26 protein-coding genes and 2 pseudogenes are annotated in these 25,856 nt (G+C 59.2%); 15 read left to right on the plus strand and 13 right to left on the minus strand.

Annotation, left to right across the window (positions count from 1 at the left end; translation table 11 throughout):
• Positions 1-5: 5 nt before the first annotated feature.
• Both BFQ00_RS07490 and quiC read right to left on the minus strand, forming a co-directional pair.
• Entirely contained in the window at positions 6-671 is a 666-nt protein-coding gene (locus tag BFQ00_RS07490; protein WP_065933063.1) for a TetR/AcrR family transcriptional regulator, read from the minus strand.
• Positions 672-746: 75 nt separating this feature from the next.
• Positions 747-2,648: a 3-dehydroshikimate dehydratase QuiC gene (quiC, locus tag BFQ00_RS07495; RefSeq protein WP_065933064.1), complete on the minus strand. Its 1,902-nt coding sequence runs from the start codon at positions 2,646-2,648 to the stop codon at positions 747-749.
• A gap of 210 nt (positions 2,649-2,858) precedes the next feature.
• On the opposite strand from quiC, the gene BFQ00_RS07500 reads away from it, so the two are divergent.
• Entirely contained in the window at positions 2,859-4,193 is a 1,335-nt protein-coding gene (locus BFQ00_RS07500; protein WP_065933065.1) for an MFS transporter, read from the plus strand.
• A gap of 1 nt (position 4,194) precedes the next feature.
• Here BFQ00_RS07500 and BFQ00_RS07505 read toward each other — a convergent pair whose 3' ends face one another.
• On the minus strand, positions 4,195-5,073 hold the full coding sequence (locus BFQ00_RS07505) for a DMT family transporter (protein WP_065933066.1): 879 nt from the start codon (positions 5,071-5,073) through the stop codon (positions 4,195-4,197).
• A 185-nt stretch (positions 5,074-5,258) separates the two neighbouring features.
• On the opposite strand from BFQ00_RS07505, the gene BFQ00_RS07510 reads away from it, so the two are divergent.
• From BFQ00_RS07510 to BFQ00_RS07520, 3 genes are read left to right on the plus strand one after another with little or no spacing between them, the layout of a single operon-like run.
• On the plus strand, positions 5,259-5,672 hold the full coding sequence (locus BFQ00_RS07510; RefSeq protein ID WP_065886890.1) for a lipoprotein: 414 nt from the start codon (positions 5,259-5,261) through the stop codon (positions 5,670-5,672).
• 55 nt (positions 5,673-5,727) lie between these two features.
• On the plus strand, positions 5,728-6,621 hold the full coding sequence (locus BFQ00_RS07515; RefSeq protein WP_065886889.1) for a KPN_02809 family neutral zinc metallopeptidase: 894 nt from the start codon (positions 5,728-5,730) through the stop codon (positions 6,619-6,621).
• Positions 6,622-7,596, plus strand: a complete 975-nt coding sequence (locus tag BFQ00_RS07520) for an alpha/beta hydrolase (RefSeq protein ID WP_065933067.1) — start codon at positions 6,622-6,624, stop codon at positions 7,594-7,596.
• A gap of 121 nt (positions 7,597-7,717) precedes the next feature.
• On the opposite strand, the gene BFQ00_RS07525 is transcribed toward BFQ00_RS07520, so the two are convergent.
• From BFQ00_RS07525 to BFQ00_RS07535, 3 genes are all read right to left on the minus strand, one after another.
• A complete protein-coding gene (locus BFQ00_RS07525) occupies positions 7,718-8,317 on the minus strand; it encodes an HAD family hydrolase (RefSeq protein WP_065933068.1) in 600 nt (199 codons plus the stop codon).
• Positions 8,314-9,183, minus strand: coding sequence for an acyl-CoA thioesterase II (gene tesB, locus BFQ00_RS07530; protein ID WP_065895199.1), 870 nt, complete (start codon positions 9,181-9,183; stop codon positions 8,314-8,316). Before tesB ends, BFQ00_RS07525 begins: the two co-directional genes overlap by 4 nt.
• A 134-nt stretch (positions 9,184-9,317) precedes the next feature.
• Positions 9,318-9,887 carry a GNAT family N-acetyltransferase gene (locus BFQ00_RS07535; RefSeq protein WP_065886885.1) on the minus strand — a complete coding sequence of 190 codons (570 nt, stop codon included), beginning with the start codon at positions 9,885-9,887 and terminating at the stop codon, positions 9,318-9,320.
• Positions 9,888-9,963: 76 nt separating this feature from the next.
• Here BFQ00_RS07535 and BFQ00_RS07540 point away from each other — a divergent pair, with 76 nt between their 5' ends.
• On the plus strand, positions 9,964-10,884 hold the full coding sequence (locus BFQ00_RS07540) for a histone deacetylase family protein (protein ID WP_065933069.1): 921 nt from the start codon (positions 9,964-9,966) through the stop codon (positions 10,882-10,884).
• Positions 10,885-11,055: 171 nt separating this feature from the next.
• Positions 11,056-12,282, plus strand: a complete 1,227-nt coding sequence (locus BFQ00_RS07545; protein WP_065933070.1) for a TIGR03862 family flavoprotein — start codon at positions 11,056-11,058, stop codon at positions 12,280-12,282.
• A 122-nt stretch (positions 12,283-12,404) separates the two neighbouring features.
• Here the strand turns inward: BFQ00_RS07545 and BFQ00_RS07550 are convergent, their stop codons facing one another.
• Entirely contained in the window at positions 12,405-13,739 is a 1,335-nt protein-coding gene (locus BFQ00_RS07550) for a DEAD/DEAH box helicase (protein ID WP_065933071.1), read from the minus strand.
• A gap of 48 nt (positions 13,740-13,787) precedes the next feature.
• A complete protein-coding gene (yedA, locus tag BFQ00_RS07555) occupies positions 13,788-14,684 on the minus strand; it encodes a drug/metabolite exporter YedA (RefSeq protein ID WP_065886881.1) in 897 nt (298 codons plus the stop codon).
• A gap of 159 nt (positions 14,685-14,843) precedes the next feature.
• Between yedA and BFQ00_RS07560 the strand changes: the two genes are divergently transcribed.
• Positions 14,844-15,305, plus strand: a complete 462-nt coding sequence (locus BFQ00_RS07560; RefSeq protein WP_065933072.1) for an Lrp/AsnC family transcriptional regulator — start codon at positions 14,844-14,846, stop codon at positions 15,303-15,305.
• A complete protein-coding gene (locus tag BFQ00_RS07565; RefSeq protein WP_242527058.1) occupies positions 15,295-16,002 on the plus strand; it encodes a cyclase family protein in 708 nt (235 codons plus the stop codon). Before BFQ00_RS07560 ends, BFQ00_RS07565 begins: the two co-directional genes overlap by 11 nt.
• Positions 16,003-16,056: 54 nt before the next feature.
• Here the strand turns inward: BFQ00_RS07565 and BFQ00_RS30365 are convergent.
• Positions 16,057-16,179: pseudogene (locus tag BFQ00_RS30365) on the minus strand (acyl carrier protein); the annotation flags it as partial.
• A gap of 423 nt (positions 16,180-16,602) precedes the next feature.
• On the opposite strand from BFQ00_RS30365, the gene BFQ00_RS07570 reads away from it, so the two are divergent.
• Entirely contained in the window at positions 16,603-16,911 is a 309-nt protein-coding gene (locus tag BFQ00_RS07570; protein WP_065886876.1) for a DUF6124 family protein, read from the plus strand.
• A 141-nt stretch (positions 16,912-17,052) separates the two neighbouring features.
• Here BFQ00_RS07570 and BFQ00_RS07575 read toward each other — a convergent pair whose 3' ends face one another.
• The 3 genes from BFQ00_RS07575 to BFQ00_RS07585 form a co-directional block, all read right to left on the minus strand.
• Entirely contained in the window at positions 17,053-17,664 is a 612-nt protein-coding gene (locus BFQ00_RS07575) for a 3'-5' exonuclease (protein ID WP_057724934.1), read from the minus strand.
• Positions 17,665-17,706: 42 nt separating this feature from the next.
• Positions 17,707-18,183, minus strand: a complete 477-nt coding sequence (locus tag BFQ00_RS07580) for a LabA-like NYN domain-containing protein (protein ID WP_057724933.1) — start codon at positions 18,181-18,183, stop codon at positions 17,707-17,709.
• 119 nt (positions 18,184-18,302) lie between these two features.
• Positions 18,303-19,034, minus strand: coding sequence for a DUF2076 domain-containing protein (locus BFQ00_RS07585; RefSeq protein ID WP_065933074.1), 732 nt, complete (start codon positions 19,032-19,034; stop codon positions 18,303-18,305).
• 179 nt (positions 19,035-19,213) lie between these two features.
• On the opposite strand from BFQ00_RS07585, the gene BFQ00_RS07590 reads away from it, so the two are divergent.
• Positions 19,214-19,873: a YciC family protein gene (locus BFQ00_RS07590; protein ID WP_065933075.1), complete on the plus strand. Its 660-nt coding sequence runs from the start codon at positions 19,214-19,216 to the stop codon at positions 19,871-19,873.
• 41 nt (positions 19,874-19,914) lie between these two features.
• The gene (locus tag BFQ00_RS07595) at positions 19,915-21,003 is read left to right on the plus strand and encodes an endonuclease/exonuclease/phosphatase family protein (RefSeq protein WP_065933076.1); all 1,089 of its coding nucleotides are present in this window, start codon (positions 19,915-19,917) and stop codon (positions 21,001-21,003) included.
• Positions 21,004-21,278: 275 nt separating this feature from the next.
• On the opposite strand, the pseudogene BFQ00_RS30370 reads toward BFQ00_RS07595, so the two are convergent.
• Positions 21,279-21,344, minus strand: a pseudogene (locus BFQ00_RS30370) (hypothetical protein); the annotation flags it as partial.
• A gap of 570 nt (positions 21,345-21,914) precedes the next feature.
• On the opposite strand from BFQ00_RS30370, the gene BFQ00_RS07600 reads away from it, so the two are divergent.
• The 4 genes from BFQ00_RS07600 (at position 21,915) to tnpB (ending at position 25,834) form a co-directional block, all read left to right on the plus strand.
• On the plus strand, positions 21,915-23,423 hold the full coding sequence (locus BFQ00_RS07600; RefSeq protein ID WP_065932367.1) for a P-loop ATPase, Sll1717 family: 1,509 nt from the start codon (positions 21,915-21,917) through the stop codon (positions 23,421-23,423).
• Between the two features lie 349 nt (positions 23,424-23,772).
• Complete coding sequence (locus BFQ00_RS29015; RefSeq protein WP_124427637.1) at positions 23,773-25,020, plus strand: hypothetical protein; 1,248 nt, start codon at positions 23,773-23,775, stop codon at positions 25,018-25,020.
• A 164-nt stretch (positions 25,021-25,184) separates the two neighbouring features.
• On the plus strand, positions 25,185-25,502 hold the full coding sequence (locus BFQ00_RS07610; protein ID WP_015885959.1) for an IS66-like element accessory protein TnpA: 318 nt from the start codon (positions 25,185-25,187) through the stop codon (positions 25,500-25,502).
• Complete coding sequence (gene tnpB, locus BFQ00_RS29945) at positions 25,499-25,834, plus strand: IS66 family insertion sequence element accessory protein TnpB (RefSeq protein ID WP_065932365.1); 336 nt, start codon at positions 25,499-25,501, stop codon at positions 25,832-25,834. Before BFQ00_RS07610 ends, tnpB begins: the two co-directional genes overlap by 4 nt.
• Positions 25,835-25,856: the final 22 nt, after the last annotated feature.

Here is a 25,856-nt window from a genome sequence, read left to right on the forward strand (position 1 = left end):
TGAATTCAAGCTTGAAGGTAACGCAACACCGATTCGCAGATCATCGCGCGATGCCGCTGCTTGATCGCCTCATCCGACAGTTCGATCTGAAAAATCTCGCTGAACGTATGGCGGTTGGATACGCGGTAAAAACTGAACGAGTTGATCAACAGGTGGACGTCCAGCGGCTCCAACCCTTCACGAAACAGTCCCATCTCAGCGCCGCGACGCAAGGTCTCACCGAGACTCTCAAGGATTTTGCTGTTCATGTCCTTGATCGTACTGGTGCGTTTCACATACTCGGCGTTGTGGATATTTTCGATGCTGACGATGCGCACGAAATCCACGTTCTGGTCATGGTGGTCGAAGGTGAACTCCACCAGCCGGCGTATCGCTTCGCGCGGCTCCAGAGCCGTGAGGTTCATGCGGGTTTCGGTGTTGCGGATATCGCCGTAGAGCTTCTCCAACACCTCGACGTAGAGCTGCTCCTTGCTGCCGAAGTAGTAATAGATCATGCGCTTGGAGGTGTGGATGCGCTCGGCAATGGCGTCCACGCGGGCGCCGGACAGGCCTTGCTGAACAAACTCGACAACGGCTTCCTGGAGAATATTCTCGCGGGTCTTTTCCGGATTGTTCTTGCGACTCTTGCGCGGTGCATCTGACACGGCAGAGAGGTCGGGAGTCAGGGTCATGGTGCGCTCACGGCGTTTTTATGCAGGCCCGATTATGGGCCGAGGCGCTCCCCGAAGGAAGCACCCCAACCGCCGTTATAAACGTGCCTGGCGCACCGCACCGCTGCGCGACTTGGCCATTGCCGCCAGACGCACGGCCACGTTGGCCGCGCCATAGCCGGCATAGCCGTTCTTGCGCTGGATGATCTCAAAGAAAAACCGGCCCTCGAAGGCTTCGGTGTAGACGTGAAACAGCTCACCGCCCTGGGCGTCACGGTCGTACAGCACGTTGTAGTACGCCAGCTCGCTGAGAAACTCATCGTCGAAATCAAAGCGCGCGGCCAGGTCGTCGTAGTAATTGAGCGGGATGTCCAACAACGGCACCCCGGCCTCCTTGGCCCGGCGCACTTCGGCGAAAATATCCGCGCAATCGAAAGCAATGTGGTGCACGCCCGAGCCGCGATAGCTCGATAACGCGTGGGAAATGGCAGTATTACGGTTCTCGGAAATATTCAGCGGCAGGCGTATCGAACTGCAGCGGCTGCGCAATGCGCGGCTTTTGACCAGGCCGTAGGGGTCGGGCAGCACCACTTCGTCGTCGGCTTCAAAATCCAGCAGGCTCTTGTAGAACAGCACCCAGCTGTCGAGGCTGTCGGCCGGCAGGGCCATGGCCATGTGGTCGATGCGCAACAAGCCACCGCTGGCGGCAGTCGCAGGCTGCAGGTTGAAATCGGTGTCGTAGAGCCCGCCTTCGCCTTTGTCCACCAGGTAGATCAGGCTGCCATCCGGCGCACGCACGGCGGCCAGCTCCAGTTCGTTGGGCCCCACCAGTCCGCGATAGGGCTGGCCCTTGTAGGCCACCGCTCGCTCCAATGCCTTGGCACTGTCTTTGACCCGCATCGCCATGGCGCACAACGACGGCCCATGGGCCTCGAAAAAGTTGTGGGCAAAGGAATAGGGCTCGCAATTGAGGATCAGGTTGATATCGCCCTGGCGCAACAGGCTCACATTCTTGGAGCGATGCTGGCCGGCCTTGGCGAAGCCCAGGCGCTCCAACCAGTGCGTGAGCTTGGCGCCAAGGCTTTCATCGACGGCAAATTCAAGGAATTCGATGCCGTCGTATTCGCTGGCCGCCGGCGTCTCAAACAGGATATCCACGGGTGCGGCAGGTTGTTGTGCTGCCAGGCGCTGACGGGTTTTCTCTTCCAGGTACAGCAACGAGCGCAAGCCGTCCGCCGCGTTGGCCCGCGTCGGTGCAGCGCGAAAGCCGTCGTTGAAAATCTCCAGGGACAAAGGCCCGGTGTAGCCACTCTGGATGATGGGCGCAAGAAAACCTGCCAGATCGAATTCGCCCTGGCCGGGGAAGCAGCGGAAATGCCGGCTCCACTCGAGCACATCCATGGCCAGGATCGGCGCGTCGGCCATTTGTACGAAGAAGATTTTGTCGCCGGGGATCTCGGCGATGGCACTCGGATCGCCCTTGAGGGACAAGGTGTGAAAACTATCGAGCAGCACGCCCAGGCTTGGGTGATTCACTTGGCGAACCAGGTTCCACACCTGTTGCCAGGTGTTCACATGCTTGCCCCACGCCAACGCTTCGTAGCCGACTCTCAAGCCACGTCGGCCCGCGTGTTCGGCCAGCAGGCTGAGGTCGTCGAGCAGGATGCGTTCATCGCCCACGCAATCGGCCGAGGCGTTGCTGCACACCAGCACCAGGTCGGTGCCCAGCTCCTGCATCAGGTCGAACTTGCGCTCGGCGCGTTCCAGGTTACGGGCCAGGCGGTCACGGCGGCAGCCTTCAAAGTCGCGGAACGGCTGGAACAGGGTGATGGCAATACCGAGGTCAGCGCACATCTGTCTAACTTCGCGCGGGCTGCCGTCGTAATACAATAGGTCGTTCTCGAAAATCTCAACGCCATCAAACCCGGCGGCGGCAATGGCTTCGAGCTTTTCCGGCAGGGTGCCGCTCAACGACACGGTAGCGATGGAACGTTGCATGGGTCACTCCCGGCAATTGTTGTTTATGGCAAATTATTCGCCCCCAGCCTACACGCGGCAATTAAAATGTACGAACCGGTTAGTTTTTGGTGCGATTATCGAACACTATGCCCCTTTGGCGAATTGACGACTTTTTAACCACTGCGCACCATCGACCTTGCACTAAGACCCAGATCTCACCATAAAAATTTCAAAAACGGGTACGACCTCATGCCTCTGCAAAATCCCGCCCTGGCCACGCGCCCCGGCACCCCGCACGCCGGCATCGGCGACAAGATCCGCGGCGCCCTGGCCGTGGGTAAAACCCGCTGGGGCATGCTGGCCCTGGTGTTCTTCGCCACCACCCTCAACTACATCGACCGCGCCGCCCTGGGCGTGATGCAACCGATTCTGGCCAAGGAAATGAGCTGGACGGCGATGGACTACGCCAACATCAACTTCTGGTTCCAGGTCGGCTACGCCATCGGCTTTGTGCTGCAGGGCCGGTTGATCGACCGGGTGGGCGTCAAGCGCGTGTTTTTCTGCGCTGTGCTGCTGTGGAGCCTGGCCACCGGTGCCCACGGCCTGGCGACCTCGGCCGTCGGGTTCATGGTCTGCCGGTTTATCCTCGGGCTCACCGAAGCGGCCAACTACCCTGCCTGTGTGAAAACCACGCGCCTTTGGTTCCCCGCCGGTGAACGCGCAGTGGCGACGGGCATTTTCAACGCCGGTACCAACGTCGGCGCCATGATGACGCCCATGCTGCTGCCGTTGATCCTGCACGTGTGGGGCTGGCAGGCGGCGTTCCTGTGCATGGCTTCGCTGGGCTTGATCTGGCTGGTGTTCTGGGGGCTGAAGTATTACAACCCGGAAGAGCACCCTACCGTCAAACAATCCGAATTGGACTACGTGCAACAGCACGCCGAGCCGGAACAACCTGGCGTACCGTTCAGCCGCATCCTGCGCATGCGCGGCACCTGGGCCTTTGCCATCGCCTACGCACTGACCGCGCCGGTGTTCTGGTTCTACCTGTATTGGCTGCCGCCGTTCCTGAACCAGCAATACAACCTGGGCATCAACGTGACGCAGATGGGCATTCCGCTGATCATCATCTACCTCACCGCCGACTTCGGCAGTGTGGGTGGCGGCATCCTGTCCTCGTTCCTGATCGGGCGCGGGATGAACTCGATCAAGGCGCGGCTGCTGTCGATGCTGTTGTTCGCCTGCTGCATCGTCGGCGTGATCATGGCGGCCGGTTCCAGCCAATTGTGGGTCGCGGTGTTCGCCATCTCCCTGGCCATCGGCGCGCACCAGGCCTGGACCGCCAACATCTGGAGCCTGGTGATGGACTACACACCCAAGCACATGATGAGCACGGTGTTCGGTTTCGGCGGCATGTGCGCGGCCATCGGCGGCATGTTCATGACCCAGATCGTCGGCCATATCCTCACCGTGACCAACAACAACTACACCGTGTTGTTCACCCTGATCCCGGCGATGTATTTCATTGCGCTGACCTGGATGTACTTCATGGCGCCGCGCAAGATTCCTACGGTAGACGTTTAATTTACCGACGCCGCTGCTGCCAGGCAGCGGCCAACCCGCTCATGCAGATCACCCCGATACCAACCACCGTGGTCATGTCGGGGGTATGGCTGAACACCAGCCAGCCCAACAAGCCCGCAAACACGATCTGGCAATAGCCGAACGGCGCCAGCAAGGCCGGCGCCGCGAAGCGGAACGCCTGGGTGAGCATCAAGTGCGCGGTCATTCCGCAGGTGCCCAGCGCCAGCATCATCACGCCATGCCACAGGGTGGGTATCTGCCAGAAGAACGGCACCATCGCACTCATCACCAAAGTGTTGCACAGGCCGGCGAAAAAATTGCTGGTAGTGGGGCTGTCGTATTGGCTGAGAATGCGCGTGAGCAGTTGGTAGAAACAGAAGAACAGCGCCGAGCACAGCGGCAACAGCACCGCCGGTGTGAACAACTCACCGCCCGGATGGATGATGATCACCACGCCGACAAACCCGCAGATCACCGCCAGCCATTGGCCACGTGTGACGTGCTCGCCGAGCAAGGGCACCGAGAGCGCCGTCACCAGGATCGGTGCGAGGAAGTTCACCGCCGTGGCTTCCGCCAACGGGATGTAATGCAGCGCCGTGGTGAAAAACAGGCTGGTGCCCAACAGGCACAACGCCCGTACCACCTGCATGCCCGGGCGTTTGCTGCGCAGCACGCGCAGGCCCGATTGCGGCAGGAAGATCCCCGCCATCAACAAGGTGTGCACCATGTAACGCGCCCACACCACCATCACGATCGGGTAGAACCCGGCCAGGTATTTGGACAAGGCGTCGTGGCTGGAGAACAGAAACGTCGCCAGCACAATCAGCAGGATGCCTTTGAAGGGATGGTTGATGCCGGAAAGCGGGGTACTGACAGTCATTGATTTCTCTTGTATGGCGAGCGGAACGCGATAGCACTCAACCTAGTAATCTAGCAGCCGGGCCTGTGTCTGCCCCAAGAGCATAACCAAACACCGGGCGAACAGCGCACTAAATCAGCGGATTTGAGTCCAACGCTGCACGCACGCCCCGGCGTTGCACACTTTTTAATCAAGGCCCTGCCGATATGAAAAAAATCCTGTTTGCGCTGTCTGCCCTCGCCCTGCTCTCTGCCTGCGACAAGGCCCCCAAGGAAGCGCCAAAGCCTGCACCCGCCTCCGTGCAAGCAACCCTGGTGCCCGAGACCCCGCCCACCGATAAATGGGTGGGCAAGTGGATCGGCGTCGAAGGCCTGAACCTGAACATCGCCAAGGACGACAGCATCGGCCGCGGTCATTACATCCTGACCATGCAATATGGCCTGGATGCCGATGCTTCCGGCACGTTCAAGGGCCAGGCAACCGACGAAGGCATCGCCTTCACTCGCCCCGACGGCCCTCAGGTGCTGCGCGCCGGGGACGGTGCCGCCACGGGCCTGAAGTGGCTGGCAGATAAAAAAGACTGCCTGATTGTGGCTGCCGGCGAAGGCTATTGCCGCTAACTACGACCATACTCACTCCATATTTTTGCCGGACCGTTAACAAGAGGATTGCCCCATGCTATGGAAAAAAGGCCGACGCAGCGACAACGTGGTCGATGCCCGCGATGACAGCGGCGGCGGTGGCGGTGGTATGCGCTTCGGTGGCGGCAAGGGCCTGAGCCTGACCGCTATCGTGCTGATCGTCGGCATCGGCTGGCTCACCGGCCAGGACCCGATGCAGATCCTCGGCCAGTTGACCGGCCAGATGGAACAGGCGCCGTCGGTCAGCACGCAGCCACAGTCGCGCCAGGCGCCGCCGGCCAACGATGAGCAGGCCGACTTCGTGCGCGCCGTGCTGGGCGATACCGAAGACACCTGGGGCCAGGTATTCCAGGAAAACGGCCTGGCCTACAAGAACCCGAAACTGATCCTGTTCCGTGGCCGCGTGAACTCCGCCTGCGGGGGCGCCACCTCGGCCAGCGGCCCGTTCTATTGCCCGGCGGATCAGCAGGTGTACCTGGACCTGGATTTCTTCCGGGAAATGTCGCAACGCTTCCAGGCCGCCGGCGATTTCGCCCAGGCGTATGTGATCGCCCACGAAGTCGGGCATCACGTGCAAACGCTGCTCGGCATCTCGTCCAAGATCCAGGCTGCGCGCGAGCAAGGTCGCCCCATGCAAGGCGACGGTGGCCTGCTGGTACGCCAGGAACTGCAGGCCGACTGCTTTGCCGGCGTGTGGGCCAACCGCGCACAAAAACGCCTGAACTGGCTGGAGCCCGGCGATATCGAAGAAGCCCTGAACGCCGCCAATGCCATCGGCGACGACCGCCTGCAGCAACAGGGCCAGGGGCGCGTGATGCCGGACTCGTTTACCCACGGTACTTCGGCCCAGCGCGTACGCTGGTTCAAGACCGGCTTCGCCCAGGGGCAGATTGCCCAGTGCGATACCTTTAATGCCAAGAGTCTCTAAATGAATAAACGATTGGGGTTGCTGCTGGGTGTGTTGGTGTCCTGTTGCACCCTGGCGGCCGAACACGGCGTCAAGGTGGTCAGCCCCGGTCGTTTTCATCTGGAAGCCGGCGACCTCAGCCTCGGCTTGAGCCAGGATTGGCGCCAGCCGTTGCCCAAGGTCACGCGTGCGCTGATCATCGTGCATGGCCGCCTGCGCAATGCGCAGACCTACCTGCAAAGCGGCATCGACGCCGCCAAGCATGCCGGGGTTGGCGACAATACGCTGGTGATCGCGCCGCAGTTTCTCAATCAGTCGGATGTGAAGCGTAACCACTTGGGCGATCAGGTATTGCAGTGGAAGGGTAACGACTGGATGGCCGGCGAACCCTCGACAGGCCCCGGCCATATCAGCTCCTACGCCGCCCTCGACCAGATCATCAAGCACCTCGGCAACCGCGCACTGTTCCCGGCGCTGAAAGAAATCGTCATCGCCGGGCATTCAGGTGGTGGCCAAGTGGTACAACGCTTCGCCCTCACCGGCCACGATCACCCCTTGCTGCAAACCGAGGGCATCAGCCTGCGGTACGTGGTCGCCAACCCCTCGTCCTACGCCTACTTCAGCCCGCAGCGGCCGGTGCCGTTCGACGCGGCCAGTTGCCCAGGTTTCAACGACTGGAAATATGGCATGCAAAACCTGCCGAATTACGTCGGCCATCAGGGTGCCCAGCAACTGGAGCAAACCTACGTGTCGCGCGACATCACCTACCTGCTGGGCCAGCAGGACACCGACCCCAACCATCCTGCGCTGGATAAAAGCTGCGAAGCCGAAACCCAGGGCGCGTATCGGCTGATTCGCGGGCACAACTATGTTGACTACCTCAAGCAGCGACATCCGCAGTTGGGTCACAGGCTGGTGGAAGTGCCAGGGGTTGGGCATGACGGAGACAAGATGTTCACCTCGCCGCAGGGGCAAAAGGTGTTGTTTCCACAATAATCACTGAAGAAACCGGATCAAACATGTGGGAGGGGGCTTGCCCCCGATGGCGGTATGTCAGCCAGCACCTGTTTAGCTGACAGACCGCTATCGGGGGCAAGCCCCCTCCCACAGTTGATCGCTATTGCCTGGGCTGGATCATTCGGCGCAATACCGCACAGTCCTCGGCATGCCAATCCGTCAACTCAGGCCACGGGTTTTCCGGCAGGTTCACCAACACGGTCCTGGTGCCCGCTGCCCGGCCACAGTCCAGGTCAAAACGATAATCCCCCACCATCACCATCTCGCTGGGTGCCACATTCCAAGCCTCCGCCAGCTTCAGCAACCCACCCGGGTCAGGCTTGGGCGGCGCGTCCTCTCGCCCCAGCACATCCTCCTTGGCAAAGCAGTCCGCCAGGCCGATCGCTTCCAGGGTGATATGGGCCAGCTCCTGGGCATTGCGCGTCAGAATCCCCAGGCGATAACCGCGTGCGGCCAGCTCGCGCACCAGGTCAACCGCACCTTGCGCCGCCACCGAGCCCAGCGCCAGCTCGCGCTCGTGCTCCAGCAGCCAGGCATGTTTGGCCGCCGCGATGTCCGCCGGCAGCGCGGCAAGGTGGGTGAGGATATCGTCTTCGGCGGGAATCTCCAGGGCTACCCGGATGGCCGCGAAATCATGCACCGCCACCGTGAGGGTGCCATCCATGTCGAACACCCAATGCCGGACGTCGGCCAGGCTCATGCCCAGTCCTTGCGATGGCGAATCAAGCCTTCCTGGGTCACCGAGGCCACCAGTTGCCCGGCGCGGTTGTACACGCTGCCGCGGGAAAACCCACGGGAATTGCCGGCCCAGGGGCTGTCCATGGCGTACAGCAACCAGTCATCGGCGCGCAGGTCGGCGTGAAACCACAGCGCGTGGTCGAGGCTGGCGACCTGCATGTCTTTCTGCCACACGGTTTTGCCGTGGGGCAGCAGCGAGGTGGTCAACAAGCCGAAGTCCGAAGCGTAGGCCAGCAGGTATTTATGCAATGCCGGCGCATCGGCCAGGGCGCCATCGGCGCGAAACCACACGTACTTGACCGGGTCGGACGGCTGCGGGTTGAACGGGTCTTTTTCGGTGACCGGGCGCACTTCGATGGGCTTGGGGCACAGCAGCTTGTCACGCATGTGCTCGGGGATCAGGTGCGCGCGCTGCTGAGTCAGTTCCAGCTCCGAGGGCAGGTTCTCCGGGCCGACCACTACGGGCATGGTGGTCTGGTGCTCGAAGCCTTCTTCGTCGTACTGGAACGAGGTCGTGCAGGTGAAAATCGGATGGCCCTTCTGAATCGCGGTGACGCGGCGCGTACTGAAACTGCCGCCATCGCGCACGCGGTCCACCGAATACACCACGGGCAATGCCGCATCTCCCGGGCGCAGGAAATACCCGTGCAGGGAATGTACGTGACGCGCTTCTTCTACCGTCTGGCTGGCCGCCGACAGCGACTGGCCGAGCACCTGGCCACCGAACAGTTGGCGAAAACCCAGGTCCTGGCTGCGGCCGCGAAAGAGGTTTTCCTCGATCGGCTCCAGGGTCAGCAAGTCCACCAGATCTTCCAATACTTGGCTCATTCACACTCTCCTCAGAGCAAAACAGCATCTACCTTCACCTGTAGGAGCGAGCTTGCTCGCGAAGGTCGTCAATGGTGACGCGGGGTTCCTGATACTCCACGGCGCACTTGCGTTCTTCGCGAGCAAGCTCGCGCCTACCCGTGCAGCGTGTCCAACCATTGGGCGCGGGTGATGCGGTACAAAACATGTGGGCGCAGCGGGTCATCGGCTGCGACTTTGGGGTGTTGAAAATCTGCCTGCGGATCGTAATGCATACCGATGGCCTGCATGACTTTTTGTGAAGGCAAATTGGCTTCGGTGGTGAAGGCGACGATTTCATCCAGGCTCAGGCGATCGAAACCACAACGCAATGCGGTCCATGCCGCCTCGCTGGCGTAACCCAGGCCCCAATGTTCGCGGGCCAGGCGCCAGCCGATTTCCACCGCCGGGGTGAAGCCCGCTTCAAAACTGACGTTCTGCAGCCCGGTCAGGCCGATGAATTCGCCGGTGTCCTTGCGCTGCAAAGCCCAGAAGCCAAAACCATATTCGGCAAAATGGCCGCGAATCCGCCCAATCAGTGCGGCGCTTTCCAGGTGGCTCAACCTGGCCGGGAAATAGCGCATCACCTGCGGGTCGTTGCACATCTGCGCGAACGCCTGCAGGTCGCTGTCACGCCATGGGCGCATGACCAGGCGTGCACTTTCCAATTCCAGTATCGGCTCCATGGTTCCCCCTCCCTTGCCATGTGCGTGAGTGTACAGCGCTGGTAAGATCCGACGCAGATTCCCGTCAGAAAATCCCATGCCCTTGCCATTGATCTACCACGATGACTACAGCCCCGAGTTCCCGGCGGACCACCGGTTCCCCATGGACAAGTTTCGCCTGTTGCGCGACCACCTGGTGGACAGCGGCCTGACCGAGGACAGCCAGTTGCTGCGCCCGCAACTGTGCCCGGCGGACATTCTGGGCCTGGCCCATGACACCGGGTATATCGAACGCTATATGAGCGGCGAGTTGTCTCGCGAGGACCAACGGCGCCTCGGCCTGCCGTGGAGCGAGGCCCTGGCGCGCCGCACCGTGCGCGCGGTGGGCGGCTCGATCCTGGCGGCGGAGCAGGCGCTGGAACACGGCCTGGCCTGCCATCTCGCCGGCGGCACCCATCACGCCCATTACGATTACCCGGCGGGCTTTTGCATCTTCAACGACCTGGCGGTGATCAGCCATTACCTGCTGGCCGGCGGCCGGGTCAATCGGGTGCTGATCTTCGATTGCGACGTGCACCAGGGCGACGGCACCGCGCGTATCCTGCATGACACGCCGGACGCCATCACCGTATCGCTGCACTGCGAAAAGAACTTTCCGGCGCGCAAGGCCCAGAGCGACTGGGACATTCCGTTGCCGATGGGCATGGGCGACGACGCCTACCTCAAGGTGGTCGATGACGCGCTCAATTACCTGTTGCCGCTCTATCAGCCGGACCTGGTGCTGTACGACGCGGGTGTGGACGTACACAAGGACGACGCCCTCGGTTACCTCAAGCTGACAGATGCCGGCGTTGCCGCGCGCGATGAAAGCGTGATGCGTCACTGCCTGGGCCGCGATATTCCGGTCATGGGCGTGATCGGTGGCGGCTACAGCAAGGACCGCCCTGCCCTGGCCCGCCGCCACGGCATCCTGCATCACAGTGCGCAGCGGGTGTGGACGTCATCAGGCTGTCATTGAAGTGTGTGCGTTACCCACAATGCCTGTGGAACCACCTGTGGATAACTTGAGCGTAACGGCCTGCAAGCAAGTAACCGTATGGCGTGTAGGAAAGTGTACATTTTTTGATCAGGCAGGCGTGCCGTCGTCGGGTAGAATGCTCGGCCTATTCACACCACCGTAGCCTTGCCCATGCCTCAGTCTTCTCCCCCCTCTGTCTCCATTATCGGCGGCGGCCCTGCCGGGCTGATGGCCGCCGAAGTCTTGAGCCAGGCGGGCGTGCGGGTGGCGCTGTACGACGGCATGCCGTCGGTGGGACGCAAGTTCCTGCTGGCCGGCGTGGGCGGCATGAACATCACCCACTCCGAAGCCTACCCGGCGTTCCTTGCGCGCTATGCCGAACGCGCGCCGCACATGGCACCGTTGCTGCGCAGCTTCGGGGCCGAGGCGTTATGCGAATGGATTCACGGCCTGGGCATCGAGACCTTTGTCGGCACCTCAGGCCGCGTATTTCCTACGGACATGAAAGCCGCGCCGCTGCTGCGTGCCTGGCTCAAGCGCCTGCGCGAACAAGGCGTGGTTATCCACACCCGGCATCGCTGGGTGGACTGGAATGCCGAAGGTGACCTGCTTATCCACAGCCCCGAGGGCGAAAAAGTTGTCCACAGCGATGCCGTGCTGCTGGCCCTGGGCGGCGGCAGTTGGTCCCGCCTGGGCTCCGATGGCGCCTGGCTGAATCTGCTGGAAGGCCAAGGCGTGCCTTACGTGCGCCTGCAACCGAGCAACTGCGGGTTCGAAGTGTCGGCCTGGAGCGAGTTGATGGTCAGCAAATTCGCCGGAGCGCCGTTGAAAAACGTCGCCATTGGGCTTGGAGATGACAAGCCTCGGCTGGGCGAATGCGTGATCACCGCTACCGGCATCGAAGGCAGTTTGATTTACGCCTTATCGGCGCCGATTCGCGAGGCGATCAACCGTGATGGCGCCGCCACTGTGCATATCGATCTGCTGCCGAGCAAGCCGCTGGACAAGGTCCAGGCTGCGCTGGCCAAGCCGCGTGGGTCGCGGTCCATGAGCAAGCATTTGCACAGTCAGTTGGGATTGGATGGGGTCAAGGCGGCGCTGTTGCGTGAGCTGGCGCCAGCTGAACACTTTAATGACCCGGCGCAGTTGGCGGTGGAGATCAAGGCGTTGCCGCTGACGTTGGTCAAGACGAGGCCCATCGACGAAGCCATCAGCACCGCAGGGGGGGTGCCGTTTGAAGCGTTGGATGAGCGGCTGATGCTCAAGCAATTGCCTGGGGTGTTTTGTGCGGGGGAAATGCTGGATTGGGAGGCGCCGACCGGGGGGTATCTGCTGACGGGGTGTTTTGCCAGTGGCAGGGCGGCTGGGCTTGGGCTGTTGGAATGGCTTAGGCGCTGAGAGGTGGGGTGGATTCAAGGCCGCCATCGGGGGCAAGCCCCCTCCCACACTTTGATTTGTGAACACATTCGAAATGTGAGAGGGGGCTTGCCCCCGATGAGGCCATCAGCCCCACCGCAAAATCACTTCTTCTTACGCGGCCCGGTATTAAACACCGGCACCTTGCGCACCGGCTTGATCGACGGCTCCACCGGCGCCGCGTCACCACTGTCCACCCACTTACCCAAATTGCGCTTACCACCGCCGCCCGATGTCTTGGGCTTCTTCGGCTTTTTCGGCTTCTTCACCACCTGCCCACTGGCATCGGTATCCGGTACGCGGTGCTCGGGTACGAAATCCGGTTCCATCTTGCGGGTCAGGGTCTGGCGCGTGAGCATCTCGATCGCCGAGAGCATGTTCACTTCATCGGCACACACCAGCGAAATCGCCTCGCCAGTGTTGCCCGCACGGCCGGTACGGCCGATACGGTGGATGTAGTCTTCGGCGACAATCGGCAGGTCGAAGTTGACCACCAGCGGCAGGTCTTCGATGTCCAGGCCACGGGCCGCCACGTCGGTAGCCACCAGGATCTGAACTTCGCTGGCCTTGAAGCGGTCCAGTGCGCGTTGGCGGGTCGCCTGGGGTTTGTCGCCATGGATGCCGTCGGCATTGATGCCCAGGCCCTGCAACTTGTCCACCAGCGCGTCCACGCCGTTACGCGTCTTGGCGAATACCAGCACCTGCTTCCAGCGGCCCTTGCGCATCAGGTGCACGAACAGTTCCGCCTTGCGCTTTTTATCCACCGGCACCACCCACTGCTGCACGGTGTTGGCGGCGACGTTGCGCGGGCTGACTTCGATACTCAGCGGGTCATTGAGCATCTGCCCGGCGAGCAGGCGAATGTCATCGGAGAACGTGGCGGAGAACAGCAGGGTCTGGCGTTTCTTCGGCAGCATGCGGTAGATGTTCGCCAGCTCTTCGGAGAAGCCCAGGTCGAGCATGCGGTCGGCTTCATCCAGCACCAGGGTTTGCAGCTGATTGAGTTTCAGCGCGTTCTGGCGGAACAGGTCGATCAGGCGGCCAGGGGTGGCGACCAGGATGTCGACACCCTTGCGCAGCTTCATCATCTGCGGGTTGATGCTCACGCCGCCGTACACCGCATACGTGGTCAGCGGCAGGTGCTGGGCGTATTCGGCGACGCTGGTGTGAACCTGCTCGGCCAGCTCGCGAGTGGGGCACAGGATCAGCGCACGCGCCGAGTTGGCGGCGACTTTCGGCCCTTCCATCGTCAGCAGTTGCAGCAGCGGCAAGGCAAAGCCGGCGGTCTTGCCGGTGCCGGTCTGGGCGGCGGCCATCAGGTCGCGACCGGCCAGCACCGCCGGAATGGCTTGCGCCTGCACCGGCGTCGGGGTCTGGTAGCCAAGCGTCTCAAGGGCGCGCAGCAAGGGTTCGATCAGGCCAAGTGTGGCGAAAGTCATGTGTTTACCGTAGGAAAAATTCAGCGCAAGGGCGTAATGCGCGGCAGTTTACCTTATTTCCGGTTTCGGCTTGCGCCATTGGGGCAGGCTGATCAACAGCACGGCGCTGATGATCACCAGCATTGCCAGGGCCTCTTCCACACCGATGCTCTCGCCGACGAACACAATCCCCAGCAACACCGCCACCGCCGGGTTCACATAGGCATAGCTGGTCGCCGCCGCCGGGCGCACGTGCTTGAGCAGGTACATGTAGGCGTTGAACGCGATGATCGAACCGAACACCGTCAAGTAGGCCAGGGCCAGCCAGCCTTCCAGCGGCGGCATGGCCTGCAGGTGCTCGCCGGACAGCGTACTGACGATCAGCAGCGCCACACCGGCCACCAGCATTTCCGCGGCACTGGCCATGGCACCCTGGGGCAGCGGCAAGTGGCGACTCCACACCGAGCCGAAAGCCCAGGAAGCCGCCGCCATCAACAGCAACACCGCCCCCAGTGGGCTCGATTGCAAGGTGCTGCCCATGTTGAGCATCGCAATACCGATGATCCCCAGAATCACCCCGGCCCATTCCAGCCGCGTATTACGCGCGCCCCAGAAAAAACCACACAGCAGGGTGAACAGCGGCACGGTCGCCACCGCCAATGCCGCCACGCCGGACGACACGCCCATATGTTCCGCCACGCTGACGCCGCCATTGCCTACGGTGAGCAACAAAATGCCGATCATCCCGGCCGCCTTCCACTGCGGCCACGTCGGCGCCGGCACCCCGCGCCAACGCAGGTAGGCGTACATCAACGCGCCCGCGGTGCAAAACCGAATCCCCGCCAGCAGCAGCGGTGGCCAATACTCCACGCCAATGCGAATCACCAGGTAAGTGGAACCCCAGATCACATACAACGCAAAAAAGGCGGCGATCAACGGTAAGGGAAAACGACGTGGGCCAGGCATGGGCGGCTCTATGGCAGGAGTTGGGAGGCTTATTCTAGAAACGAAGGAGCATAAACATAAGTTACAAAACCTGTTTAAAGCGCCCATACACTTTTCAAAGCATGGTTATGAAGGCTATAACCCATGCTTTCGAAAGCCACGCGCAACCGGAGCCTTATCATGGACAAATACGACCGCATGCTCCTCAGCGCCCTGCTCGAAGACGGCCGCGCTTCCTACGCCCAACTGGCCCGCACGGTGAACCTCTCCGCCCCCGCCGTGGCCGAGCGCGTGGCCAAGCTGGAGGCCAGCGGGGTGATTACCGGCTACCAGGCCAAGGTCGACTTGTCCAAAGTCGGCCTGCCGATTCAATGCGTGATTGAATTGCGGCTGACCAATCACGGCAGCCAGAAGGTTTACGACGCCCTGGCGCAAATTCCCGAGCTGACCGAATGCCATCGGGTCACCGGCGACCCGTGCGTGATCATGCAAGCAGCAGTGGGCACCATGCCGGAGCTGGAAGACCTGATTAATCGGGTGGCGAAGTTCGGGTTCAGCAAGACGTCGATTATTTTGTCCAGCGCCATAGAGCGCCGAGTGCCGCTGAGACAATTGGAAGGGAATGGCAAACATGGCGGTTAAACAACTGCAATTTGAGCGGGTCATCAGTCTCAGCCATCCAATCAACCCGCGTATCCCGCTGTGGCCGGGCGACCCGCCAGTGGCGTTCGAAGACGTTGCGTCATTGGAGCGGGACGGCTATTACCTGCGCCGCTTCAGCATGGGCGAACACAGCGCCACCCATATGAATGCGCCGAACAGCTTTTATGCCGATGGGATGGGGATTGACGGTTACTCGGCAGAAGCGCTGGTGCGGCCGGCGGTGGTGATCGATGTGCGCGGCAAAGCCGCGGCCGATCCGGATTACCAAGTCAGCCCGCAGGATATCCACGCCTGGGAACACCGACACGGCCCTATCGATGCGGGTTCGGTGGTGCTGGTGTACACCGGGTGGCAACACCTCTGGAACGACCCGACCGCCTTTTTCGGCCACGATGCGCAAGGCTCGCACTTTCCAGGGATTGGCGAGGCCGCCATTGGCTTTTTGCTGGAGCATCGCCAGATTGCCGGCGTGGGCATTGATACCCACGGCGTGGATTATGGGCAAAGCAGCGCGTTCGCCATCAATCATGCGGTACTGGCCGAAAACGGGATTGTGCTGGAGTGCCTGACCCAGCTCGACCGGCTACCGGCCACTGGGGCAACGCTGGTCATCGGGATATTGGCGCTTGAGGGTGGCTCGGGTTCACCGGCCTCGGTGATGGCCTTTATTCCCTGACATCATCGCGGCGTTGAGCGCTCAACGATCAGATCGACTGTCTGCCTGATGGTCGTCATGGATGAAGTCGGTGTGCTCCGTCACCTGGCTTCGTTCGATAAAACCGATGATATCGACGAATAGCTGGATAACCTTTTCGCTATGGGGGGGACGCCATACATGAGTGAAGAGGAAAATCAGAAAGGTCCTAGGTCACAGCCGGATTTGGCCTACCGACCATTCAGAACTCAAGGGAAAGCGATCTCAAACCACCGGAATTTCAGTGGCCAGCAAGACCGATCCCTTTCATTTGCGGGACGTTTCCGAGAGAATCCCACGGCCTTGTTTCCGTCGGATTCGGTAGCTAGTCTCGGCCTGTCATCGAATGTTCGGTGACCGGACGTGCAAGTCCGACTAAACAAAAGCTTTTCAGATGCCTCACACAGTCAACGCCCAGTTATTACGACATGGCGCTGATTTGTTATGGCAGCTGTGCGCGGGAGATCCTCGGATCTGCTGGGTTTGCCTTTTGTCCCGGTCTTGCACACTCGCGTACCGCTGCCACCCTATTTGCGTGCAAGCGAATAGACGCAGCTCCTGCTTAACAAGAGGAGTTTCACCATGGTCAAAGTCACCCCCGACCCACCCAAGTCCAAACCCGATTTCCCCAGCGAAGACGCCCTGCTCCACCGTCGTGCCATCGACTACTACCTCAAGGCATCCGCCCCGGACGCGCCCATTTTTATCCTGAATGACAACCTGAGCTTCGAAGACGCCCTGGCCCATGCGGCGGATTTGCTGCATTGCGCGGTGGAGACGGCCCACGCGTCGGGTGAGGTGATGAAGGCGCCGCAGCGGGCGGTGATGCATTTGGTGGAGATGGCGAAGGGGGTGGTGGATCAGGCGTTGGAGTGTGCGCAACCTCGATAGGCGACGCATCACCCAATGTGGGAGGGGGCTTGCCCCCGATTGCGGTGTACCAGCCAGCTTATCTGTAGCTGACCCACCGCTATCGGGGGCAAGCCCCCTCCCACATTTGGAAATTCAGTGGTCTTGAAACCGTGCCCAGGCTCAGAACCCGCGATGTTTCTTCAGGTGCTCATTGATCTTCGCGGCCGGCACTTTCTGCAAGGTGCACAGCAAATCGTGGGACAGTTCGCGCAGGCCGTGGGTCTGGCGCAGTTCCCGGGCCAGGTGCGCCGTCAGGTTGGCGGCCATCTCGGCATCCGCCAGCGCCCGGTGAGCCTGGCCGGTGTGGGGCAGTTGGGCGTAGCTGTTGAGGGTGCCGAGCTTGTGATTGGGCGCCGCCGGCATGAGGCGGCGGGCCAGCAGCAGGGAGCAGGCGAATTTCTGCAGGCGGGTGCGGCGGATCAGGCCCAGTTCAAAGTCCCAGAACTTCTGGTCGAACGCGGCGTTGTGCGCCATCAGCGGCGTGGTGCCGACGAACTCATTGACCTCATTCATCACCCGCTCGGCCGGTGGCGCGTTGCGCAGCATGGCGTTGCTGATGCCGGTGAGTTGTTCGATGAAGCCGGGCACGCGCACGCCGGCATTCATCAGGCTCTGGTAGCGGTCGACAATGTGCCCGCGCTCAAGGATGACCACGCCAATTTCCGTGGCCCGGCAGTGGCTGCTCGGGGTGATGCCGGTGGTTTCAAAGTCGATGACCGCTATACGTTCCAAACCTGTTCCAACTCCGTTCAACAATGTATTGAGCCGCCGCGCTTATTTGAGCAGCAACGCGCCTTCGATCGGTACGTAGCGGCTGGCCGCGCGTATCAGCGAGTTGGCCGTCAGCCCCGGCACCCCGTAGGCCACCGCTTGCACACCATGCTTGTGGATGATGCGCTCGAGCAGCATGTCGAAATCCCCGTCGCCGGAGGCCAGCACCACTTCGTCGACGTGATCGGCGGCGTCCATGATGTCGAGGGTGATGCCCACGTCCCAGTCGCCCTTGGCCGAACCGTCGCTGCGCTGGATGTAAGGCTTGAGTTTTACCGTAAAGCCCAGGTTGCGCAGGATCTGCTGGAACTGTTGCTGTTTGCTGTCGCCACGGTCGATGGCGTAGGCGTAGGCCTCGACGATCTGCCCATGGGCGCTGATATCAGCCCAGAGCGCCGCGTAGTTGAAGTGGCAGCCGTAGGCCTGGCGAACGGTGTAATAGAGGTTTTGCACATCGGCGAACACTGCAATTTTCTTCACCGCACTTCCTCACTGACCGCCAGGCGCCAGCGCCCGGAAAGGTTGCCAGTATGCCAGCCATGGGGAGGTTTCCGGGAAAAAATCAGACCGGGGCGACGCAGCGCCCCGGGTCGAGCGGGTCAGACGAAGGAATCGTCGTCGCCAAAGGCGGAGGAATCGTCGACATAATCGCTGTCGGCGACGCTGTCCACGTTGTTGCTGCCCCAGTTGTCATTCCCGGCGAACTTCTGGTCATCGTTGCCCCAGCCACCTTGATCACTGGCCGGCGCCGGTTGTTCGATGATCTCTTCCACCACCTGCGGCTGCTGGTTGTGATGAAACAGGCTGCTGATGCCCTCGGCGAGCAATACACCACCGGCCACGCCGGCTGCGGTCTTCATGGCGCCACCGAGGAACCCGCTGCCGGCTGGCGCGACGGCGGCCGGTTGTGGCGGCTGTTGATAATTCTGCTGCGGCGCCGACGCGTTGAACGATGGCCGCGCCGGTTCACGCCAACCGCCGCCCGAATTACCCGGCGCAGGCTGCGCCTCGCGCGAACCGCCGCCAAAGATGCTCGACAGGAAGCCACCACCGCCGCTGGCCGGGGCCGGTTGCGCGGATTTGGCGCGCTGCAATTCTTCCTGCAGTTGCTGGATCTGCTGGGCCTGCTGCTTGTTCTGCGCATCCAGGCTTTGCAGCGCGTGTTCCTGCACCAGGAGCGACTGGGTCATGTAGTAGCCGGCGGCCGGTTGGCGAGTCATGTGTTCCTTGATCCGCGCTTCGGCCTGGGCGTCGCGGGGGGCTGAGTCCGTCTCGGCTTGCTGCAACCGTGAAAACAGTCCATCGATCAGGGTTTGTTCTTCGCTGTTCATGGCGACCTCGTTAGATTGCCGGTAAAAATCAGGGTCCCGCCTGACATCAGGCAAGGTACGTCCTAGTTATGGGGCTGTTACCAATTGTTTCAATGGTCTTTACTCAAGGTTTACGTTTGCTTGCCCAGGCCGGCTATCGGTTAAAGTGTGTCCCTGCTTTTCGGCCTGTGATGACTCTGATGAATCCGTTAGACGTGCTGCGCGACTCCTTCCGCTTTACCCTGCGCAACCTGGGCGCCATCGTCCAGTTGTGCCTGCCGCTGGTGATCCTCGAAGCCCTGTTGCAACAGGTGCTCGACCACATGCTGGGCCCGGAGGCCTTCAGCGGTTACAGCGTGGTGGTGGGGTTACTGGTGTATCCGTTGTACACCGGCGCCCTGATCCTGTTCCTCGATGCCCGCACCCGCGGCGAATCGCCACGTACCCGGGATGTGTGGGCCCTGGCCCTGTCCATGTGGCCGCGCTTCGCCCTGTTGACCGCCATGAGCACACTGCTGATTCTGCTCGGGCTGTCGCTGTACTTCCTGCCGGGCCTGTGGCTGATGGTGGTGCTGGCGTTTGCCGAATACCTGCTGGTATTGCGCGGCATGTCGGCGCTCGAAGCGATGAAGGAAAGCCTGCGCCTGACCCGTGGGCATTTCTGGCGCATCCTGGTGTGCCTGCTGTGCGTAATGACGCCGCTGTGGCTGCTCAAGGGCGCCAGCGTGGCGGCGTATCCCGAACCCGCGCCGCTGCTGGGGCTGCTGATGGACAGCGCCCACAGTTTCCTGCAACTGTTTACCAGTGTGGTGCTGTTCCGTTTATTCATGTTGATCGGTGGCGACGCCGACGCGCGGTGATATGCTCCGTGCCTCTTCTGAAACGCACATAAGCCGAGCCGATGACCCGTTTATTGCGCATCACCGTGTTGAGCCTGCTACTGATTGCAGGCCTGTTGGCGGCACTGATCTACAGCCTGACCTGGCGCCCGGCCGACAAGGAGACCCTGCCGGTCAGTTGCGTGGCGCCGCGTGCGCCGACCCTGCTGCCGGGGCAGGCGCTCAAGGTGATGACCTGGAACGTGCAGTACCTGGCCGGCAAAAACTACGTGTTCTGGTACGACACCCCCGACGGCAGCGGCCCGGACGAACGGCCCACGGTTGAGGACATGGCCTTCAGCCTCGACGAAGTGGCGCGGGTGATCCGCGACGAACAGCCCGACATTCTGCTGTTGCAGGAAATCGACGAAGGCGCCAAGCCCTCCCATTACCAGGATCAACTCGCGCTGTTGCAGGAGCGGCTGGTCGACCTCTACCCGTGCAGCACCCAGGCATTCGACTGGAAAGCCGACTTTGTGCCCAGCCTGCCCATCTTCGGCAGCGTCGGGCGCAAGCTGGCCACCCTCAGCCGCTACCAGATCGAACACGCCGAGCGCCTGCAACTGCCGACCGCCGATGCCAACTTCATCAGCCGCCAGTTCCAGCCCAAGCCCGCCTTGTTGCTGACATACCTGCCGCTGAGCGACGGTGGCCAATTGGCGGTGCTCAACACACGCCTGGACGGCGGCATACCTGGGCGCAGTGCGGTGCAGGAGCAGGTGGAGGCCACCGTGAAGTTACTGGATAAACTCGAAGGCCGTGGCACGCCCTGGTTGATCGGCGGGGATTTCAATCTGCTGCCGCTGGGCCAATTCCTGCGCCTTGATGCGCAAAAACGCGGCCAGTATTCGCCGGACAGTGAGTTGCACCTGTTGTGGGACAAATACCCGATGATCCCGAGCAACAGTGAATCCAGCGGGATCGACCGCAAGCAATGGCTGACGCACTTTCCCAATGACCCAAGCCTCGAGGGGCCGGATCGGACGCTCGACTACCTGTTCTACAGCGCGCGGATCAAGCGGGTCGAGGCCAAGGTCAGGCAGGAAGATACTTTGCGCATCTCCAACCATTTGCCGGTCATCGCCCGCTTCTTGCTGCCCGCCGCGCAATAAAATGTGGGAGGGGGCTTGCTCCCGATGGCAGTGTGTCAGTCGGTACAGCTGTTACTGGTACACCGCTATCGGGGGCAAGCCCCCTCCCACAGGTAATGCCGTTCAGTTAAGCGTATATCGTGCTCTGTAGGAGCGAGCTTGCTCGCGAAAAGCGTCAACGATAACGCGTGCTTCCTGAATGAACGCGGCGCCTGTGAGTTTTTCGCGAGCAAGCTCGCTCCTACAAAATGCCTTAACTGAACGGCATTACCTCCCACAGGGGATTTCCATTGTGGCTACTTTCGGGGTTTGATCCTGGCGGTCGCTTCGGCCACCAGGGGGTCGTCCGGCCAGTAATGCTTGGTATCACCTATCTCCCTGGTGGATTGACAACGTGCATCCCCCGGAAAAATATAGGCGTCAGCCAATTCAGAAGAAAATGGCATTGACTGTCAATGTTACAACCAAGGATTGACTATCTGCAGGTCAATTACGGCAGACATTGACACACTATCCGCCAGCCGCACGCTTGCTTCAGACCGAGCATTGACACTCTAGTGCTCGCTGGACAATTGCATCCCACTTGACCACCCGTTTGCATTGCCAATGACCTGTCATTTGCATTCCACCTGACCAGCTGTTTGCGTCGAATTTGACCAGCACAACGGGAGCGCCTTGACCGGCAGCTGGCGGCCGGAAGCGGGCATTGGGTGACTGGATTTCTAAATCTATATATGAGGCCGACATTTAATCGCCAAAACTGAACTCTTGTGTGCAATCTCATGCCATCCATAGACACACCTACGTCGAATTCGTAAGCTTCGTTGAGGTCTTGTCGTCTAACCCCTCGCCTTTCGACACAGTTTTTTGGGCTCAGCGGTTGCATGTAGGCAAGGAACTGATGCGGTATTAGTAAGGGAAATCTACAACTCATGACTATGCAAGGACCGTCCAAGCAGATCCTATCATTGACTCCTGAGCAAGTTGAGGCCATTCGCAAACGCTGGCATCAAAGCTCTTCTTTCATAGGGTATCCAGACGCCGAACGTGATACGGCTCAAGATAAGTGGTTCGACAATTTACTAGTCCGACCAGATTGGTTTGATAATGCAACGGCCACAACGGTGACTGTCGCTGTGGCACGAAAGGGCGCAGGGAAGTCCGCCGTTCGCCTTACTAGCATTGAGCGTCGCAAAGAGGATTCTCAAACCTTAATTGTGGAGGCCTCAGCGGACGAGCTTGCATCGTTACATGCCGAACGTCTGGCGAAGGCAACCGAACGTGGATACGGCGCAGTTGCCGATTGGATGCAGATTTACGCAGACATGATTTGCAGGCGGCTTGCACATGACATGAGCGGACGTTTACTCACCAGCGATGACGATATTGCATTACGTGCTTGGGCTATCACTAAGGGTATAACCGAGCGAGACTTCGGAGAACGTATAGCCGACGTAATTAAGACACTTGTTCCGTGGGCAAAGAACATTGCCTCCGAAAACGCAGCGCAAGAAAAGAATAGTGTCGAAAGAATTGCCCGCGTTGCACAAGCAACTAATTTCGCCCTTTATGTAGACGATTTTGACAACTTGCAAGAAGCGGGCGGCGCTACAAGTATTCGATTGATTCGAGACGCTATAGAGGCAGCAGATCGAATCACTCACAACAACTTAAATGCCGAAGTCCATCTCTTTATGCGACAAGATTTGTGGTTAAATATAAATCCCGGCTGGCATTATTCTGACAAGGTGAGTGGTGTCGTTCATCTTAATTGGGATGTGAGCGATTTGAGGAAATGGACTGCAAATAGACTGCGTTTTGCGATTGCGGCAGCGCTAGGGTGTGAACCTAAAAAAATTCGGGTGCCTTTCGATGATATGTGGCATGTATTCTTTACTCCAGAAGTCACGCTAAAGAATAAATCGACGAGTGATTCATTTAGTTATTTTGTCCGCCGCTCAATGTATACGCCGCGAAGCCTCAGGGCCATGATCAAGTTTGCACTCGACGGGTCAGAAAGACTGCCGGTCACTGACTTAGAGATTCAAGATGCAGAGTGGATTTACTCCACTGACCAGCTCGAATTCTTAAAAACTGAATTTGGTGGACTTTGTGTCGGATTGGATATTTGTCTGCAATCTTTTACTGGCAAACCTCTCGAGTGGATTGCATCTGACCTATACAAACATCTCCGAGGCCTAATCGGGAATGGTCAAGTGAAGCTCCATAAAGGCGTCTCCTACGGTGAGCCCGATATCGCGCTCGCGCGTTTTTTATATCGGATAGGATTTATGGAGGTTCGATATCCAGAAGATGAGCGATACGAAGTGCGTGATGTAATGCGTCATCCAGATCATTGGAAAAGTGTGAGAACGGACGACGCTGTACGATGGGCGGTTCGAAGCGCTTTCTTCAATGGCTTAAAGTCGCACCGCTCTTAACTCCTGAGAATAAAAAATATGTGCATGGGATTTAAACGCAGTTTGTAATGGACATGGATTGGCGCAGTCGGTTGCTATCGCTAAAAGCAATCACCCTGTGACTGCTATTTCTGGGTCGATAGCGGCTTAGGCTGAACCACTTTTATTCCCATAAAAAGGCAGCTTAGGGTCGAAAAAGTTCGACCTTGAGCATCCGCTTTTGGCCGAACGCGGTAACTCATAAGCGACTGCTTTCGGCCAAACGTGTCCTTTGGGTGTAGAGGGGACGCTCAACGTTTTATTTTTTAGCTCTCAAGCGATTTACTTTGTACAACTTAAAAGCCGACAGATAAAAAATAGAGGGCTGAATATGAAGATAGGATGGAAGACTAAAAATAGCAATTTGAAGCCCGAAGAAATTATTAAAAAAATTGAGAGTATAAAAAAAATAACCGTTGATGGTCGAGTGTCATTCGAAGCCTTTGAATATCACAATGCCTTCGCAAGCCTTTTCTCAATGATTGAGTTAACGTCAAAATCGGACGGACTAAATCTTGACTCAATTCTGTCCAGAAGTATTTCAATCACTGCTACGGCAGGAGTGCTCACTAAAGATGCGCTAATGGAAAATATTCAGAAAATTTGTCGAGCTGAGCTCGCTACCAGAGAAGAAAAATATTGTTTCCTCACTTCTGTATCCATCAACCCTGCTCACCTGACTCTTAAGTCAATATACATTGAAGATACACATATAAATTTATTTTCTGGAGACTATCCTAAAAAATACTACTCTAGGAGCCGGGAGATTAAGGCATCTCACCGTACGTTGAATGACGAACATGAGCAATATTGCAAGGTTAAGATCCAGTTGAAAGCCAAAACCGACCAGGGAGCCACGACGAAAGCACTGAGAAGCTTAGACATACTCAGAGCGATTATGGCGTTATTTGGAAATTCGAGTATGGAGCTAATGGGCAATAAACAGGCCGCCATAAATAAAGTCAGGCTGGGGCAGACGCACACACTACACTACTTTAGTGGCAAGCCAGCAAAATCGACTGTATGGTATGAACCATATTTTGAAGCAGGTAAAGTATACTCACCATCGAAGCCGGAAGTATTTGGTAAAAACGTCAAGTGGGCTCTTTCAAGATTAAAAATATGCAAATACGGTAGAGTAATAAAGGACTCGCTACTTCGATACGTCCGAGCACTGGATGAAAGAGAACACAATTCGGCTCTTATAAGGCTTTGGGGCGCACTAGAATGTCTTGCATCACCATCTGACTCAAATAAAGATGGCATACCTCGACGCTGCGCTTTCTTATTCGAAGAAAGCGAGTTTCATCAACAAGTACTTGAACACCTTCGTGAACATAGGAATCAGAGCGTACATGCCGGCGAAGAAAGCGAGCGCGCTAAAACATATTGTTATCAAATACAGTTTTATTTCAGAGAGCTCATCTTATTTCACCTACGCCGATCCGACGACTTCCAGTCTTTAGCCGAAGCTAACCAGTTTCTCGACCTGCCAGCGAAACCAAGCGATCTACAAAGAAAGATTGATCTGTATAAAAAGGCGTTAGAGTTTCAAGGCGGGTCTACGGATATCCAATGACGCCATTGCAGAAAAGCTCATGAGTATCCACTACTCGATCCCGAGTAGTGCTTGCGCGGAGGAACGTAAGCGGATGGCGAACACACCTACCGAACTCCAGTATTTAGGGCGATGGTGTCCGCGTATTTTAAGCGGACGCGATCACCCTTATCGCCAGGATTTCCATGCGCCAACGCAGCTCTTACCCCAAACCATTTAAAGCCCAGGTCGTCCAGGAATGCTTGCAACCTGGAGCGACGATTTCCAGCGTAGCCATCCATCACGGCATCAACGCCAACGTGATCCGCAAGTGGCTACCGATTTACCGGGATCAATCACCCGCAACTCTGCCGGCCTTCATCCCCGTACAAGCTGCACCCAAGCGCGCAACAGAAGAGACGGTGATCATCTCACTGGTTCTGGGCGATAAATCCGTCACCGTAAAATGGCCAGCCTCAGATCCGGACGGCTGCGCGTGTTTTATCCGTGGCCTGGCCCAATGATTCGTATCGACTCCATCTGGCTCGCCACCCAGCCCATGGACATGCGGGCCGGCACTGACACTGCACTGGCCCGGGTGGTTGCCGTGTTCGGTGCGGCGAAGCCGCACTGCGCCTACCTCTTTGCCAACCGCCGGGCCAACCGCATAAAGGTGCTGGTGCATGACGGCGTTGGTATTTGGCTAGCGGTGCGACGCTTGAATCAGGGCAAGTTTCATTGGCCGGGCATCCATCTTGGCGCGGAGGTCGAACTCGACCCCGAACAACTCCAGGCGCTGGTACTTGGATTGCCTTGGCAGCGAGTAGGTGCAGGCGGCGCAATTACATTGCTCTAATACCTGGCTTATAGCTGTGACC

This window comes from Pseudomonas sp. 28 E 9, from assembly GCF_900004785.1.
Classification (GTDB): domain Bacteria; phylum Pseudomonadota; class Gammaproteobacteria; order Pseudomonadales; family Pseudomonadaceae; genus Aquipseudomonas; species Aquipseudomonas orientalis_A.